Source organism: Hamadaea sp. (assembly GCF_013362815.1).
GTDB lineage: Bacteria > Actinomycetota > Actinomycetes > Mycobacteriales > Micromonosporaceae > Hamadaea.
The window spans coordinates 54,883-71,227 of sequence record NZ_JABFVK010000015.1; the positions used below are offsets into that span (position 1 = coordinate 54,883).

Genomic DNA, 16,345 nt, shown 5'->3' on the forward strand with positions numbered 1-16,345 from the left:
TCGAAGGCCATGTCCCAGTTCCGCGACGTGATCGCGCGGATGGCGGTGGACTCGGAGTTCGCCCGGCATGCGCGATCCCACCCCGACCAGGTGGCCGCCGAGTACGGGTTGACCTCCGAAGAGTCCGACCGCCTCCGCGGCCTGGCCGACGCCTCCACGGGCAGCGGCCCGCAGGCGCTCGGCGTACGCCTCTCCAAGAGCGGCGTCACGACCGGGGGGCTGGCGACCGCCCTCACCTCCGGCCCTCCCGACCTGCACGTGGATCCGCACGTCACCCCCGAGGTGCACGTCGCACCCGAAATCCACATCACCCCGCACGTCGTCACACCGGCCGACGGCGGCCACGACGGCCCGGCCGACTCCGGCGGCGGCTCGGGAGCCGACGACGGCCCGAGCGGTCCCCCGCCCTCCGGCGGTGGCGACACCCCGCCCGGCGGTGGCGACTCGCCGTCCCCGGCGATCATCGTCCAAGGTGGACTGCACCCGACCCCCGACGGCTCGGGTGGCGGCGACGGCGGCCACGGCGGCCTGGAGATCGGCCCGAAGCAGGACGATCCCGCCCCGCCCCCGCCGAGCGACCTGCACCTGGCGCCCGGCGCATTGCACCTGACCGGCGGCGACGGCCCCGGCGACGGTCCCGGCGGCCTGCCGACCCCACCCACGCCGCCGACGCCGCCCGGTGGTGACCCGACGCCGATGAACCTCGTACTGCCCGACCTCGGGCACACCGACCCGCCCGACCCGATCGTGCCCGGCGGCGACGCTCCGCACCTGCTGCGAGACTTCGGCGACTTGGACTTCGGCACCGACGGCGACGGCACCGACGGCGGCGACGGCGGGGACGGCGGCTCGGATGGCGGCGGCTCAGGCGGCGGCGAGGAGCTCACTCCGATGCCTCCGGGCGGACGACTCGCCGGCCTCATCGGGTCGGACTTCCACCTGCCTGACATCGGCAATATCGGGGATCTCGGCGACGGCGGATCCGACGGCGGCGGCGACCCCGGCGTACCGGACTTCGGGCCGGACTCCGACGGCGACGGCCTGCCCGACTCGCTCGAAGGCCTCGGCACCTGGGGCGGCATCCCCGGCCTCGGCGGCGACCCAGGCGACGGCGGATCCGATGGCGGCGGCGACCCCGGCATGCCCGACTTCGGGCCGGACTCCGACGGCGACGGCCTGCCCGACTCGCTCGAAGGCCTCGGCACCTGGGGCGGCATCCCCGGCCTCGGCGGCGACCCAGGCGACGGCGGATCCGATGGCGGCGGCTTCCCGGGCTTCCCCGGCGGCCTGCCTGGCCTGGGGCTGGACACGGACGGCGACGGCATCCCGGACGTCTTCGACTCGACGCCCGGCGGCGATCCCGCGCCCGACCCCGGCTTCCCCGGCGGTCTGGGGCTGCCCGATCTCACCGGCATCTTCGGGGACAACGACGGCGACGGTACGCCGAACTACCTCGACCCGACGCCCGACGGCCCGGTGTTCCCGCACTTCCCGGGCACGCTGCCGGACAGCGACGGCGACGGCACGCCGGACATCCTGGAGCCGGGCGGCATCATCGTCGACCCCGTGCACCCCATCGACCCGCACTTCCCGGGCACGCTGCCGGACAGCGACGGCGACGGCACGCCGGACATCCTGGAGCCGGGCGGCATCATCGTCGACCCCGTGCACCCGACCGATCCGACCGACCCGGGCGACGTCCTCGGCGACCCGCCGGTCCTCGACCCGGGCGACGGCGGCGCGCCGACCGACCCGGGCACCGATCCCGGCCCCAGCGACCCCGGAACCGACGGCGGTACGCCGACCCCGGAGCCGTCGGACAGCGGGACCGGAACGGGCGGCACGGGCGGTGGCACCGGCCACACCGGCACGCCGACCCCGGAACCGCCGACGGAGCAGCCGCCGGTTCAGCAGCCGGAGACGGAGCAGCCCGAGACGGAGTCGCCGACGGCCGAGGCCGACGCGGCAGCCGCCTCGCATGCTCCGGCCACCACTCCGCCGGCCGACGGCGGGCAGGGTGGCGGCGGCGCGGCCGGCGCTCAGGGCGGCGACGCGAGCGACTCGGACGGCATCGGCATGACCGAGCTGGCCGTGGGCGCGGGCGGCGTGGTCGCCGGAGTCATCGTCGGTGGCATCGCGGGCGGCATCGCCGGGGCGAAGTTCGCCGGCAAGGACGACGACGAGGACAAGACGCAACCGAACGCTTAGCACCTACTCGCGGAGAGCACCCTCCGCCGAGTACGCCGGCCGGGGCCGAGTCTCCCCCGTGCTCGCCCCGGCCGGCCCCTCCACCCCGATGGCTGCAGATCACGGTTACGCAGGCTAAAACCGCCGCGTGAAGCATGCGTAACCGTGATCTGCAGAGAACAGAGCCGAGTCAGAAAGGCCCGAAATGCTCTGCCACGCCTGTCACGTGCACCTGCGCCGGGACTACCCGTACTGCCTGCACTGCGGCACGCTGCGCAAAGGCGCCAAGGTCGCCGAGTTCGCCGCGCCGGAGTTGCGGCACGCCGGGCAGGCGTACCCGTTGGTCCGTCCAGTGACGACGATTGGGCGCACCAGCGACAACGACCTGATCCTGGACGACCCGAGCGTCTCGCGCCACCACGCCCGGATCACCCGGGGCCCGGAGGGCTTCCTCATCGAGGACCTCAATTCGTTCAACGGCACCACGGTCGCGGGGCGTACGCTCCACGGCGATCGCGCGGCTCTGAACGACGAGATGGAACTGATCTTCGGGGACGTGCCGGTTCGGTTCGCGCAACCGCGGAACGCGGCTATCGGGTCGAAGACGATGGTCAAGGGCACCGAGTACACGATGCTCGCCGCCGCTCGGCAGCAACCCGAGGCGGCCACCGCGACCGAACCCCTTTCGGCGGTTCCCCGGCGTCGTTCGGGCTGGGCGCTCAAGCAGATCCCGGACAGTCGCGGGGTCGAGCAGTGGGTGCTCAGCAACACGCGTACGGGGCAGTATCTGCAGCTCGACGACCGGGACGCGTTCCTCTGGAACAGTCTCGACGGCGAGAACAGCGTCCGCGACCTCCTCTTTCTGTACGCCGACAAGTACGGCGAACTGGCCCTCCCCCGGATCGAGCAGACCCTTCGGACGTTCGCGGCCATCGGGCTCGTCCGCGGCCTGGCCGGGCAACGCGATCCGGAGCGCCCGCCACTGCTGAAGCGGATCGGCCAGGCGATCTTCCGCGCGCTGCTCCGCCTGGAACTGTCGGTGAAGGGGCTGGATCTCCTGTTCGGGCGGATGTACCGAGCGTTCGGCTGGCGCTTCTTCACGCGTACAAGTGTGATTTTGATGTGGATTTTGATCTTGAGTGGCGTCTACGCCTTCTTCGTCGCGCAGCGTGAGCAGGAGCTGTTCAACGTGGGCGGCGCGGGCCTGGCCGGTGCGATCATCGTCGCGGCCGTATGCCTGACAGCGCTGGCGATTCACGAGAGTGCGCACGCGCTGGCGGTGAAATCGTTCGGCCGCAAGGTGACCCGGGGCGGATTCATGCTGATGATGGGCATGCCGTTCGCCTTTGTGGACACGAGCGACATGTGGTTCGGGACTCGCTGGTCACGAATAGTCGTCACCCTGTCCGGTCCACTGTCGACGGCTGCCGTGGCGAGTGCGGCCTCCCTGGTCGCGGCGTACGCCCCCCAGCCGGTGGTGGCCGGGATCGCCTTCCAGATCGCGTTCGCGCTGTACCTGAACACCATTTACAACCTGAACCCGCTGATGCCGCTCGACGGCTACCAGGCGTTGTCCGATGCGCTGCGGATGCCCCGGCTTCGGGAAGAGGCTTCGGCGTACTTCACCAAAGGCATCTGGGCCGACCTGCGCGGTGGCAAACGCCCTGGTCTGAAGCAGTGGGGCATGGCGGCGTACGGGATGACGGCAGTGCTCGGCATGACCGCGTTCATGGTGATGGCCGTCTTCAGCTGGCGTACGCGACTCGACGGAATGGTGCAGAAGTACCTGCCCCACGGCTTCGCGATCCCGGTGATCGTCATCGGCCTGGGTGTCTTCATGTTTCCGATCTGGTTCCGCATCTACAAGAAGGTGTCCACACTGGTGCGGCGAACGGCGGCAAAGCGTTCGCTCACCGAGCCTGGGGAGGCGACGGCATGACCTGGTCGGTGCCGGGTTACACGGCGGTACAAGAATTGGGGCGCGGCGCCTCCGGGCTGGTCGTGCTCGCCACTCACAATCAGACGGGCGTACCCGTCGCGATCAAATACCTCGCCGACAATCTGAAGCACGACGAGACCTTCCTCAGGGAGTTTCGCGCCGAGGCGCGCATTCTCGCGGAGGTACAGGACGACCACGTCGCCCGCCTCTACGAGTACGTCGAAGATCCCGGCGGCGCGGCGATCGTCATGGAGCTGGTCAACGGCGTCGCCCTCCGCAAACTCATCCGCGAGCAAGGTCCGGCCGAGCCCGAGGCCGCGCTCGTCGTCCTCAAGGGATCGCTGCTCGGCCTGGCCGCCTCGCACAAGCTCGGCATCGTCCACCGCGACTACAAGCCGGAAAACGTACTGGTCGACGCGGAGGGCCAGAGCAAGCTCGCCGACTTCGGCATCGCGGTCCGCGCCGGGCGTACCGGGGCGCTCGCGGGCACGCCCAGCTACATGGCCCCCGAGCAGTGGGCCGGCGGTACAGCCACGCCGCAGACCGACATCTACGCGGCGACCGCCACCTTCTTCGAGTGCCTCACGGGCGCGCCGCCCTATCGGGCGCCGGGTGACCTGGTCCAGCTCCGCCGACAGCACGAGTCCGCGCCCATTCCGGTCGACAATGCGCCAGAAGGGGTACGCGGACTGCTGCGACGCGGGCTCGCCAAGGATCCGGCGCAGCGCCCCACCAACGCGACGCTCTTCCTTCGGGAGTTGGAGGCAGTCGCCGGAGCGGCATACGGCCCCGAATGGGAGGAGGAGGGCAAGAAGAAGCTCGCCCGACGGGCTCTGCTGCTCGCAGCGCTCTTCCCGCTCGCGCTCGCCTCGATGTCCGGCACCGCCGTCGCGGACTCCTCCCTCGGTCGTGGACTGGGTCACAAGATCCGCTCGTTGTCGAGCGGAGTGAAGAAGGCGGTCGTCGCCGGAGCCATCACGGTCGTCGTCGTAGGCGGCGGAGTCGGCGGATGCGTCGCGCTCAACCCGACGGACGCCGCGAACACGTCGGCCCTCCCGTCCTCCTCGCCCTCCACCTCCCCTTCCGTTGAGCTGACCATCTCCGAGTCGCCCTCGGCCTCTCCGTCCGACTCGGCTTCTCCGTCGGTGTCGCCTACGACGGCCTCCCCCACCCCGACGAAGTCGAAGACGAAGTCCCCGTCCCCCAAACCCACTCCGACGTCGGCCAGTCCCAAACCGGCCCCGTCGATCATCCGGTTTGCTGCCGGCGGCACACCATCTCCGTCGCCGACCTGTGGGGCTGCCTGCACGACAGTGTGGTACCTCAAGGTCAGCGCGACGGCCTACTACGGTGGCTATGGCAACGCCGTTCTACACATCGGCATCTACAACCCGAATCTGGCCTCGCTCTGGGGCCCCAACAGCTATCCGTTCACCATCAACGGATCCGGCAGTTTCCCGAAGACCGTCTCGATTCCGCGATCTCAGGCGTGCGGCGATTACAAGGTCGTAATCCTGAAGGCATGGGTGACTATCGGCGGTGCCACCGTCAAGGAAGCTCAGGTCAACGTCAACTGCTACTAACAAATCCTCGAGTGGAACGTTTGGGGGGTCGGGGAGGTCTGCCGGCCCCCCAAACGTTCCACCCACGGGGAACTCGGCGGAACTCGCGGGGAACATCGGCGTGGTACTAGGGTCGCCAGCCCAACCGGAGCAGCATCGCCCGAACAGTTGCGACTGTTCTGTCCGGAAAGCGCAGTACGTCGTCCGCGTTGAAGCGGAGCACCGTCCAACCTTCGACGTAGAGCTCGTTCTGCCGAGTCATGTCCTTCCGATGAGTTTCTCGCTCCCGATGATGATCGCCGTCGTACTCGAGGGCGAGTTTCCATTCCTCGTAGGCCAGGTCTACCCGGGCCAGCACGCGGACCCGCCCATCGGGCAGGGTTCGGGTGATTCGCACCTGTAGGTCGGGTTCAGGCAGACCACCGTCGACGAGCAGCAGACGCAAGCGCGTCTCCATGACGGATTCCGCCCGACCGTCGCTGAGGGACAGTGCCACTCGCCCAGACCGGACCGACGGCCAGCCGGAATGCGCTTCGGTGTAGGCGAGAACCTGGTCGGGTGACACGCGGCGGCGCTGAAACAAGGCGTCGAGGGCGATGACGGCATCGACTCGCGGCAGGAGCCGCGCGAGGTCGAACGCCGTCCGAAGGGCCGAAGTCACCGGTACGCCCCGCCGCGACTCGACGTCGCCAGGTTCCAGCACCATCCGGTGAACGACAAGGTGGTCCTGCGTACGCAGCTTCGCCGAAAGCGGGACGACGACGGTGACTGGGTCCTCCGACGAGCGGAGTAGCGGCACGTTCCAGAGCGCAGCCGCACTGAGCAGCCCGATCGCGCCGCCGGGCGGAGGAAGCAGCGCAGCCGCCGAACACCAGAGCTCATGGTCGACGCGTACGCCGGAATCGACGTAGACGCCGCGAAACAACCGGCGCCAGCGCGAGCCTCGTAACTCATCCCTGGTCAGCAGCCCGGCGGCGAGCCAATCGCGCGCCCGGAACGGCGAGGATGAGGAGCGCATCGCACAAGGGTGGCGCGCGGTGGTTCGCCGATCGTCGAGTTATCCACAGGATCCTGCTGTAGCAGGAGGGGGTGCGGCTGACAGCAGGACGAACGAGGGCGCCGATTCCGGAACCGTCAAGGGCATGAGGAATGCACTGAGGAACGCGTACCGGGGTAGCAGTTGGCTCACCGTGATGGCGGTGGCGATGACGGCGCTCGCCGTATTGGCGGCGTTCGGACTGGTGGTCGACGACCGGACCGTGTTGGGCCAGCCGACCTGGATGAAGCCGTTCAAGTTCGGCACTTCGTTCGCCGTGTACGCGATGACGCTGGCGTGGCTGCTGAGCTTCGTGAAGCCGACGCTGACGAAGAAGATCGCGGTCGGTCTGATCGTCGTCGGCTCCTATTTGGAGGTAGCGCTCATCGTGTGGCAGGCGGCCCGGGGCCGGGCGAGTCACTTCCATGTCGAGACGGCTTTGGACAACGCCATCTGGAGCGCGATGGGTGCCATGGCGGGGCTGTTCGGCGTCGGTACGGCGATCGTTGCGATCGTCGTCTGGCGTAGCGACGTCCGGTCGGGCACTGCGAAACTGGCCGCCAAGGTCGGGCTGTTGTTGCTGCTCGCCGGGATGGGACAGGCCGCCCTGATGGTGGTGCCGACCAAGGAACAACGCCGGCTCGATGAAATCCAGGATCAGCCCATGCTCGGGGCGCATTCGGTCGGCGTACCAGATGGTGGAGCGGGACTGCCGATCACCGGATGGAGCACGACGGGCGGTGATCTGCGGGTGGGGCATTTCGTGGGGGTGCACGGCCTGCAGGCGATGATCGTGCTGGCGATGTTGTTCCCGGGGCGACCGGGGCTGATCAAGGTCGCGGGCGGCGCGTACGCCGGACTCCTCGCACTGGTGACCTGGCAGGCGCTGCGTGGACAGCCGTTGACCCGGCCGGATGCGCTGACTCTGACGGCTGCCGGAGTACTCGTCGTCGCGACCACCGTCGGGCTACTGACGGTGGACCGGAAAGCTAGGGTCTAAAGAATGCCTTGGGTGGAGTGGCTGTTCGCCGAGCGGCACACCTTCAGCCGACTGAGTCTCGTCAGTGTGGCCGGACTCGGATACCTCGTGATCCGGCCGGACGGCGCGTCGCTGAACACAGTGGACTGGATTCTGTCGATCGGCACCTTGCTCTACGGATTCGCCGCAGTCTGGTCACCGCTGTGGTCGGCGGCCGGACTCGCGGCGGGCATCGGCGCCGGTTGGTTCTTCGGAGCCGACAACGACGTCGTCCCGACCGTCGGGCTGGCGTGGGCGATGTTCGAGTTGGGGATGCGCCGGTCCGGTCGTCCGATGTGGATCGGACTCGGGCTCGCGTTGACCGGCAGCGTCGTCTCCGATCTGGACGACGCCTGGCGGGAGCCGATCACGGTCTTCTTCGCTTCGGCCATCCTGATCGTTCCGCTGCTCATCGGCGTACAAGTGCGCATGGCTCAGGAACTGGCCCGGCAGGCGTCCGACCGAGCGGCTCAAGTCGTGTCCCGGGTCCGGGCCGAAGAACGCGCGACGATCGCTCGCGAATTGCACGACATCGTGGCGCATCACGTGGCGTCGATCGTACTGCGCGTCTCGGTCGCGGCCGACGTGCTGCCGATCGAGGATGCGCGTGTTCGCAAAGTGCTGGACGATGTGCGTACGACCGGGTCGTCGGCGTTGACCGATCTGCGGCGGCTGGTCGCGGTGTTGCGCGACGTCCAGCCCGCCGACTCCTTCGTCGACCCCGCCGGGCTGGTCCTCGCGCTGGAGTCGGCGGCCGACCGCAGTCGCGGCCTCGGCTTGACGGTCCAGACCACGATCGATCCCGCCGTCGGTGAGCTGGACTCGCGTACCGCGCTCGCCGTGTTGCGCCTGACTCAGGAGGGACTCGCGAACGTGGCCAAACACGCCGGGACCTCGGCTCGCGCCGAATTGTCCGTCGACGTCCGCGGTGATCAGGTCTCGTTCGAGCTGCGCGACTTCGGCGGAGCCGCGATCGTGTCCGGCGACGGCGGGCACGGGCTCGTGGGTCTGCGCGAGCGCGTCGAACTCCTGGGCGGTGGGCTGGTCGCGACTCCGGCCACGCCCGGCTGGCGACTGTCCGCGCTGGTCCCGGCCATGCGGGCGGCGTCATGATCCGGGTGCTCCTGGTCGATGATCAGCAACTTGTACGCGCAGGGCTGCGCATGCTGTGCGAATCCGACCCCGAGATGGAGGTGGTCGGCGAGGCGGCCGACGGCGGTGCCGCCGTCCGGCTGGCGCAGCAGCTCCGCCCGGACGTGATCGTGATGGACCTGCGGATGCCCGGGGTCGACGGGACCACCGCCACCGGCCGCATCCTCGCCGACCGCCCCGGTACGCGAGTCCTCGTCCTGACGACGTTCGACGACGACGATCACCTGTACCCCGCGTTGGCCGCCGGTGCCTGCGGTTTCCTGGTGAAGGACGCGTCTCCCGGCGAACTGCTCGACGGCGTACGCCGAGCGGCGGCGGGCGACAGTCCGTTCAGCCCGGACGTGCTGCGGCGTTTGGTGGCCAAGGCACTGCGGCCCGCCGAGCCGCCGCGACCGGCGCTGACCACCATCACCGATCGGGAACGGGAGGTGCTGGCCCTGGTCGGCGTGGGCCTGTCGAATCCGGAGATCGCCGAGCGCCTGCATCTGGGGGTCACCACCGTGAAGACGCACGTGGCCAACCTGATGACGAAGACGCGCAGCGGCAATCGCGTACAACTGGCCGTCGTCGCGGCCCAGGCGGGACTCGTGAGCTGAGCGTCGCCCTCCGGACAGTGGCCCATACCTTCGGCCAGTGTGCGGCCCATCCGGCCGGTTGTACCCTGACGCCGATCTACGCGGGTAGAGCAGTCAGACAGGGGGCGGGCCGTGAGTATCGGCAGGTGGCAGGAGACGTCCACTGCGGACGGTCGGAAGGTGGGCGCGCTCGCGCTGCCGCAACAGGACCGGGAGCAGTTGACGCGCGTCGTGGCGACGGTCAACTCCGTACGCAAACTGGCCCTGCCCGGCGTCGTTCCGATCGCCGACCTCGTGGGGCACAGCGGACGCGCCTGGCTGATCTCGGGCGCTCCGGTCGGGCCGTCCGTCGCCGAACTTGAGACGCGGCTGACCCCCGGAACCGCCGCGACCGTGCTCTCCGACACCGGGCAGACGCTGATACGCCTGCACCAGGCCGGATTGGCACACGGCGCCCTCGACGCGAGCACCGTCGTGGTGAGCCCGGCCGGGGTCGCGCTGCTCAGTGAGGTCGGCGTGGCGGCCGCCGCCGCGGGCCGGCAGCCCACCGCCGCCGAGGATGCCGCCGCGTGGGCCGACCTCGCCCGGCGCATCGGGGGAAGCGACCAGACGTTGCAGGTAGTGGCGGCTGCAGCCGCCGCGGGTCTGGAAACCGGGCTCAGGGTGCTGGCCGCCCACGCCTCCGCCCTGCCGGGCTTCGGCGACCGCACCGCGCTCGCCGGCCTCCCGAAGCAGCCGGAGCCGATCGCAGTTCCGCTGGACATCCCGCCGCCGGAGTCGACGACGCTGCTGCCGGGCGCGGCCACCGAAGCCGCGATGCAGGCCGCACCCCAACAGCCAGCAGCTCAGCAGACAGCACCCCGACAGGCAGTTCCGCAGCAGCCGGCCGTGAGTCAGCCGGCGGTTCCGCAGGAGCACCTGGCGACCCAGATGGCTCGCCGGACGACGGAACCACCCGTACCGCAGCCGACTCCGGTCGAGCGGAGCGGGGACGGCGTACTGCGGTTCGGCCAGGGGCCGGTGGCCACGCCCGCGACGCCCAGTTGGACGCCGCCGCCGGCGGCGTACCGGCCGCCGAAGAAGAGCGTGTTCAAGCGGGTCAGCGGGCTGATCGGCAGCCTGTTCTCGGTGCTGCTCGTGCTCGGCATCGTGTATGTGCTCCTGCTGCGGTTCCTGCCGGAACTCGGCATCCCCAACCCGATGGGGCTGTTCAGCTCCACCCAGATCACCGGGGTCACCGTGCAGAAGGTGGCGGTCACGACCTGCAACACGCAGGCCGACGTCGTCGGGACCGTCGTGACCAACGGCGAGCCCGGGACTTTCGCGTACGAGTGGGTCGACAGCGACGGCCATCGCAGCGGCCGCCTCGACCAGTCCGTACGCAAGGGCGAAGGCTCGGTGCAGGTGCACTACTACTGGGGGTTCAGCGGCAAGGGCAGCCACAAGGGCACCGCGACGCTGAACATCCTCTCGCCGGTGCAGCTGACCGCCAACGCCGAGGTGACTTACTCCTGCAAGTGATCCGGCTGTGCTGACTCGGGTGCCAGATGCCGGAAGGCGCGCAGGTTCTCCGTCGGTTCGCCGCGGCTGATCCGCCAGGCCCATTCGCGGCGGATCGCCTCGGCGAACCCGAGTTCCAGCAGGGCGTCGAAGGACTCGTCGGCGTACGAGAGCACCGCTCCGAGCAGCCGGTCGAGCTCCTCCGTCGTCACGGCGTGGTTCGGCAGGCGACCGGTCAGGTAGATGTCGCCGTTGCCGTCGATGGAGAACGACACCCCGTACATGCGGGCGTTCTTTCGGAGCAGCCAGGCCCAGACGGCTTCGTGGTTCTCGTCGGGGTGCCGGACGACGAACGCCTCGATCCGCACGGAGTGCTCGCCCGGGATCAGGTTGACCGTGGTCTTGAGCTTGTGCGTACCGGGGAGCACGACGACCAGGCTGCCCTGCGGTGACAGCTCGTACGCGACGCCCAGCTCGTCGAGCAGGGCGCCGAGTGCTACCACGTCGCCGCGCCGGCGAGATCCGCGTGATCGCGGAGCAGCAGGCGCGCCCGGTTCTCCTCCATGGCCTCACGGTAGACGTCCAGCAGCCCGGACGCGGTGCGAGCCCAGGAGAACGCGCGGGCGTGCTCGACCGCGCCGTGGGCCAGCTCGGTCAGCCGATGCGGCGCATGGAGCAGCCGCTCGAAGACCCGGGCCCAGTCACCTGGTGCGTGGCCGTCGATGAGAACACCGCTCACCTCATCGCGTACCGCCGTCACGAGCCCACCGACGGCGGCCGCGACGACCGGCGTACCAGTTGCTTGTGCTTCGAGCGCGACCAGACCGAACGACTCGTTGTGCGACGGGACCGCGACCACGTCGGCGGCCCGGTAGACCGCGACCAGGTCGTCGCCGGATTGCGGCGGCAGGAAGCGGACGCGGTCGCGGAGTCCGAGCGACGCGGCGAGTTCGATGAGCGCGGTCGGGCGGTCGAGGCCGCTGCCGCTGGGCCCGCCGACGATGACGAGCGTGGTGTCCGCGGCCAGGTCGCGATCCCGCGCGCAGAGCTCCGCCAGGGCCTGAATGAGCACGTCGGGAGCCTTGAGCGGCTGGATACGCCCGACGAAGGTGACGATCCGCCCGCGCTCGGGCAGGCCGAGGCGCTTGCGGGCGGCGAGCTTGCCCGCCGACGCGGCGACCAGCGGCAGCGGCCGGAAGCGATCGAGGTCGACGCCGGGTTCGACGACGCTGACCCGGTCGAGCGGAGCCTGATACAGGTCGATGAGTTCGCGGGCCTCGGTCGGGGTGTTCGCGATGAGCCGATCGCTCTCGGCGACCACCTGCTCCTCGCCGATGACCCGATACTTCGGTTCCGCCCGGTCACCTGCGGCCAGCTGACAGTTCTTCACCTTGGCCAGGGTGTGCGCGGTATGCACGAGCGGCACCCCCCACCGCTGCTTGGCGAGCCAGCCGACCTGGCCGGACAGCCAGTAGTGCGAGTGGAGCAGGTCGTAATAGCCGGGCGGCCGGGCGGCCTCGGCCCGCAGCACCCCATGCGTGAAAGCGCAGAGCTGAGCGGGGAGGTCTTCCTTGGCGAGCCCCTCGAACGGACCGGCGTTGACGTGCCGCACATGTACGCCCGGCGCAAGCTCGACGCTGCGAGGCAGCTCGCTGGAGGTGGTCCGGGTGAAGATCTCGACCTCGACCCCCGCTTGGGCCAGCCGCTTGGAGACTTCGACGATGTAGACGTTCATGCCGCCCGCGTCGCCGGTTCCCGGTTGGTGCAGGGGGGAGGTGTGCACCGACAGCGTCGCGATGCGGCGAGGGGTCCCAGAGCTCACGGTGCCTCCAACAGCGCAGCGGTTGTTCATAATCCCGACACATCTGTCAGACGTGATCCAGATCACCCGCGGTTGTCCGTCCCGCCGTCCGACGGTCGAACCGGGCCGGGCATGATCGTGCCATGCAGTCTCGAGGCATCGCGGTGGTCACCGGCGCTTCCAGCGGCATCGGCGCCGCCACGGCGCGGCGGCTGGCCGAAGAGGGTTTCCACGTCGTCGCCGCAGCGCGCCGGAGTGATCGGCTCGCTGCGCTCGCCGCTGTCGCCCAGGGCCGGATCACCCCGGTGAGCTGCGATGTGACGTCCGACACCTCGGTCGCCGACCTCGCGACGGAAGTGGCGTCGCTCGGCGAGCCGCTGACGCTGGTCGTGAACAACGCCGGTGGCGCGCACGGTGCCGACCCGGTCGCGACCGGCTCCGTCGAGGACTGGCAGTGGATGTTCGACGTCAACGTCCTCGGCACCCTCCGGGTCACCCGAGCGCTGCTTCCGCAGCTCGTCGAGTCCGGCGCGGGAACGATCGTCAACGTCGTGTCGACCGCCGGGCACATCGTCTACGAGGGCGGCGGTGGTTACACCGCGGCCAAGCACGCTCAGCATGCGCTCACGGGAACGTTGCGCCTCGAACTGAACGGCGAGCCGATCCGCGTGATCGAGATCGAGCCCGGCATGGTGAAGACGGACGAATTCGCGGTCAACCGGTTCGGCGGCGACTCCGCCAAGGCCGCGGCGGTCTACGCGGGCGTCGCGGATCCGCTGGTGGCCGACGACGTCGCGGACTGCATCGTCTGGTGCGCGACCCGGCCCCACCACGTCAACGTCGACCGCCTCGTGGTCCGGCCGCTCGCTCAGGCCGCGCAGCACAAGGTGGCTCGCCGGTCGCCGCTCGACCCGGGCGCGCGTACGGCGGACCCGCGCGAGGAGCACGGCAAGCTTTGAGGCGGCCGCTCGGCGAGATCACCCGCGGCACGACCAACCCCAACCGGTTGCGCCGCGTCGATCGCTGGATCGCGTGGCGGCTGGCTGACACGCTCGCCTCGGTGGACTCGCCGCTCGTGGTCGACCTCGGCTACGGGGCCACCCCCATCACCGCGGTGGAACTGGCCGACCGGCTGGCCCGGTTCCGGCCGCACGTGGTCGGTCTGGAGATCGATCCGGTACGCGTGACGGAAGCGCAGCCGGCGGCGGACCCGCCTCGGCTGGAGTTCCGGCGTGGCGGGTTCGAGCTGGCCGGGCTGCGTCCCCAAGTCGTACGCGCCTTCAACGTGCTGCGGCAGTACGACGAGTCGGCGGTGCAATCCGCGTGGGAGACGATGTGCGCACGACTAGCGCCGGGCGGCTGGCTCGTCGAGGGCACCTGCGACGAATTAGGCCGCATCGCTACGTGGGCGTTGTTGGGATCGGGTTCCGGCGTACCCGAGAGCCTCACGCTGGCCGCCAAACTGTCCACTCTGGAGAGCCCGGCGGTGTTCGCCGAACGGCTGCCCAAGGCGCTGATCCACCACAACGTCCCGGGCTCGCCGGTTCACTCCGTCCTCGAAGCGCTGAGCCTCTCCTGGGAACGGGCCGCGCCCATGGGCGTCTTCGGGCCTCGGCAACGCTGGCTGGCGGCGGTTCGGGCGTACGCGGACGGCGGGAACCCGGTGCTGGACGGGCCGCACCGGTGGCGACTCGGCGAACTCACCATCCCCTGGCCCCTTCTGTAGCCTCCGGGCTCTCTTCAGCGCTGGATCAGGGATCTGTGTCGGATCTTGCCCCAAGATTCGACCGTGAACCCTGATCCAGCGCCGAAGGAGTCAGGCGCGGGCGGGACGCGGGCTCGGCCGCCGGTTGGTCGGCCCGGGCGGAGTCGGCCGACGCCGGCCGGTCCCGGTGACGCCGGTGATGATCAGGCCGGCGGCCAGCAGCCCGAGACCGAGACCGAGAATCGGGCGCAGGTTGGTGCCGGTGTCGGGCAGCCCGAAGACCACCTTGTGATCCTCGATCTCGCCGCCGTCGATGAACTCGGCCCCGGTCGGCTTCGGGTCGGCGACCTCGCCGGGGTAGAGCCGCAGCCGCAGGAAGGTCTGCGTGAGACTCTCGGTCCGGCCGTTCTCCAGCGCCGGCCACTTCAGCTCGCCGCTGGTCTGACCGGGTTCGAGGGTGACCATCGCGCGTTCCGAATCCTCGAAGGTGCCCGAGCCGTCCAGGTCGAGCCACCCCGCCAAGGTCGCCTTCTGCCCGGTCGTGTTCGTCACCGGTACGCTCAACGCCGGTTCCGTGGCGTCGATGGTGGTGCCGGCCGAGACGCCGTCCTCGTCGTTGACGGGCAGGTTCTTGTCGTCGCCGTCGGCGTTGGCGGTGGGGATGCCGTCGAGGTCGGGGTCGATCAGCTTGCCGATGCGCAATTCCTGACCCGGGTGGTTGACCTCGGTGAAGATGTGCCCGGGGCCACCGTTCGGGTTGAGCGTGGAGTAACTGTCGGGTGCGTCGCCGAAGTCGGTCGCCACGAGGCAGTCCGCGCCGTCGTTGATGAGCAGCGGCGCCCCCGGTGTGTACGCGATGACGTGCGGGTCCGAGTAGGGCGCGTAGATCGCGAACGTCCGGCTGTAGGCACCCGGCTGACCGTGGGCGAGCTTGTCGTCGACGTCGTTCGCCGAGACGTAGACCGTGCCGCTGACGTCCTCGACGTAGACCGCGCCGTAGTTCTGCGAGTCGGGCAGCTGTGCGGTGAGGTCCTTGACGTCGGTGACCTGCCCGGTGGACGGATCGATCTTGACGAGCTCCCGTTTGGTGTCGCCGACCATCTCCAGGGAGTAGAGCATGCCGTCGGTCGGGTTGAAGTCCCAGTCGCCGATCCGCAGGAAGTCCATGCCGGCGGTGGCCCGGCTCAGCGGGACGTTGCTGAGGATCTCGCCGAAGGACGCGCTGGCCGGATCGACGTCCACGGTGATCAGCGCGTTGGTGGGGCCGACGAGACCCGGCTTGTCGGCGGCGGGATCCCGGGTCTGGATCAGCAGATGATCGGCGTCGTCGACGGTGCCCACGTTGGTCCGGATCACCTGCCCAGCCGGTACGCCGTCCAAAGTGCCCACGTCCACCAGGTTGCCCTTGCTGTCCCAGCGGGCCAGGTGGTTGTTGTCGTAATTCGTGAGCATGCCCCAGAACACGCCCTGCGAACGTGAGTACCCCGTGCCGTTGACCGCCGTGGGCAGTTCCTTGATCGGCACGAACGTCGAGGTGTTCAGGTCGAAGTAGCCGTAGGTGGAGGTCTTCCCGTCCTGCGACTGGACCTGATATCCGAGGTTGGGGCATTCGGTGAAGGGCGCGATCGGCGCAGCGGGCGGCGTCAGCGCGGCGAAGGCGGCGGTGGGCGCCAGTCCCACCGCCGCGGAGCCGACCGCCGCTATTCCGACAAGTTTCCCGATTCGGATAAACAGCACGAAAAGCCCAACGAGTCGATCATGCCCGGGATGCGCGGTCACTTCGCGCCGGATCAGGGTTCGCGGTCGAATCTTGGGGCAAGATTCGACCGCGAACCCTGATCCGGCCCGAACGAGCGCCCGGCGCCCAGCG

Annotated in this window: 13 protein-coding genes; 9 read left to right on the top strand and 4 right to left on the bottom strand. The window is 69.7% G+C overall.

Annotation, left to right across the window (positions count from 1 at the left end; genetic code table 11):
- Positions 1-9 precede the first annotated feature (9 nt).
- The 3 genes from HOV77_RS08820 to HOV77_RS08830 all read left to right on the top strand — a co-directional run bounded on the left by HOV77_RS08820 (position 10) and on the right by HOV77_RS08830 (position 5,709).
- Entirely contained in the window at positions 10-2,208 is a 2,199-nt protein-coding gene (locus HOV77_RS08820) for a hypothetical protein (RefSeq protein WP_290860200.1), read from the top strand.
- A gap of 184 nt (positions 2,209-2,392) precedes the next feature.
- On the top strand, positions 2,393-4,126 hold the full coding sequence (locus tag HOV77_RS08825; protein ID WP_290860202.1) for an FHA domain-containing protein: 1,734 nt from the start codon (positions 2,393-2,395) through the stop codon (positions 4,124-4,126).
- The gene (locus HOV77_RS08830) at positions 4,123-5,709 is read left to right on the top strand and encodes a serine/threonine-protein kinase (protein ID WP_290860204.1); all 1,587 of its coding nucleotides are present in this window, start codon (positions 4,123-4,125) and stop codon (positions 5,707-5,709) included. The genes HOV77_RS08825 and HOV77_RS08830 overlap by 4 nt, the downstream gene beginning before the upstream one ends.
- A 106-nt stretch (positions 5,710-5,815) precedes the next feature.
- Here HOV77_RS08830 and HOV77_RS08835 read toward each other — a convergent pair whose 3' ends face one another.
- Positions 5,816-6,706, bottom strand: a complete 891-nt coding sequence (locus HOV77_RS08835) for a DUF559 domain-containing protein (protein ID WP_290860206.1) — start codon at positions 6,704-6,706, stop codon at positions 5,816-5,818.
- 124 nt (positions 6,707-6,830) lie between these two features.
- On the opposite strand from HOV77_RS08835, the gene HOV77_RS08840 reads away from it, so the two are divergent.
- The 4 genes from HOV77_RS08840 (at position 6,831) to HOV77_RS08855 (ending at position 10,990) form a co-directional block, all read left to right on the top strand.
- Positions 6,831-7,724, top strand: a complete 894-nt coding sequence (locus HOV77_RS08840) for a hypothetical protein (protein WP_290860208.1) — start codon at positions 6,831-6,833, stop codon at positions 7,722-7,724.
- 3 nt (positions 7,725-7,727) lie between these two features.
- Positions 7,728-8,855 (top strand): histidine kinase, encoded by a 1,128-nt coding sequence (locus tag HOV77_RS08845; protein WP_290860210.1) that lies wholly within the window; start codon positions 7,728-7,730, stop codon positions 8,853-8,855.
- Positions 8,852-9,490, top strand: coding sequence for a response regulator transcription factor (locus tag HOV77_RS08850; protein ID WP_290860211.1), 639 nt, complete (start codon positions 8,852-8,854; stop codon positions 9,488-9,490). Before HOV77_RS08845 ends, HOV77_RS08850 begins: the two co-directional genes overlap by 4 nt.
- Before the next feature lie 111 nt (positions 9,491-9,601).
- Positions 9,602-10,990 (top strand): hypothetical protein, encoded by a 1,389-nt coding sequence (locus tag HOV77_RS08855; protein WP_290860214.1) that lies wholly within the window; start codon positions 9,602-9,604, stop codon positions 10,988-10,990.
- Here the strand turns inward: HOV77_RS08855 and HOV77_RS08860 are convergent.
- Positions 10,975-11,472, bottom strand: a complete 498-nt coding sequence (locus tag HOV77_RS08860) for a YbjN domain-containing protein (protein ID WP_290860216.1) — start codon at positions 11,470-11,472, stop codon at positions 10,975-10,977. The two genes, HOV77_RS08855 and HOV77_RS08860, sit on opposite strands and share 16 nt — an antisense overlap.
- On the bottom strand, positions 11,466-12,791 hold the full coding sequence (gene mshA / locus HOV77_RS08865) for a D-inositol-3-phosphate glycosyltransferase (protein WP_290860218.1): 1,326 nt from the start codon (positions 12,789-12,791) through the stop codon (positions 11,466-11,468). Before mshA ends, HOV77_RS08860 begins: the two co-directional genes overlap by 7 nt.
- A gap of 122 nt (positions 12,792-12,913) precedes the next feature.
- Here mshA and HOV77_RS08870 point away from each other — a divergent pair, with 122 nt between their 5' ends.
- Positions 12,914-13,729 carry an SDR family NAD(P)-dependent oxidoreductase gene (locus HOV77_RS08870; RefSeq protein ID WP_290860220.1) on the top strand — a complete coding sequence of 272 codons (816 nt, stop codon included), beginning with the start codon at positions 12,914-12,916 and terminating at the stop codon, positions 13,727-13,729.
- Positions 13,726-14,496 (top strand): class I SAM-dependent methyltransferase, encoded by a 771-nt coding sequence (locus HOV77_RS08875; RefSeq protein WP_290860222.1) that lies wholly within the window; start codon positions 13,726-13,728, stop codon positions 14,494-14,496. The genes HOV77_RS08870 and HOV77_RS08875 overlap by 4 nt, the downstream gene beginning before the upstream one ends.
- A gap of 90 nt (positions 14,497-14,586) precedes the next feature.
- Here HOV77_RS08875 and HOV77_RS08880 read toward each other — a convergent pair whose 3' ends face one another.
- Positions 14,587-16,155, bottom strand: coding sequence for a GEVED domain-containing protein (locus HOV77_RS08880; protein ID WP_290860224.1), 1,569 nt, complete (start codon positions 16,153-16,155; stop codon positions 14,587-14,589).
- Positions 16,156-16,345 lie beyond the last annotated feature (190 nt).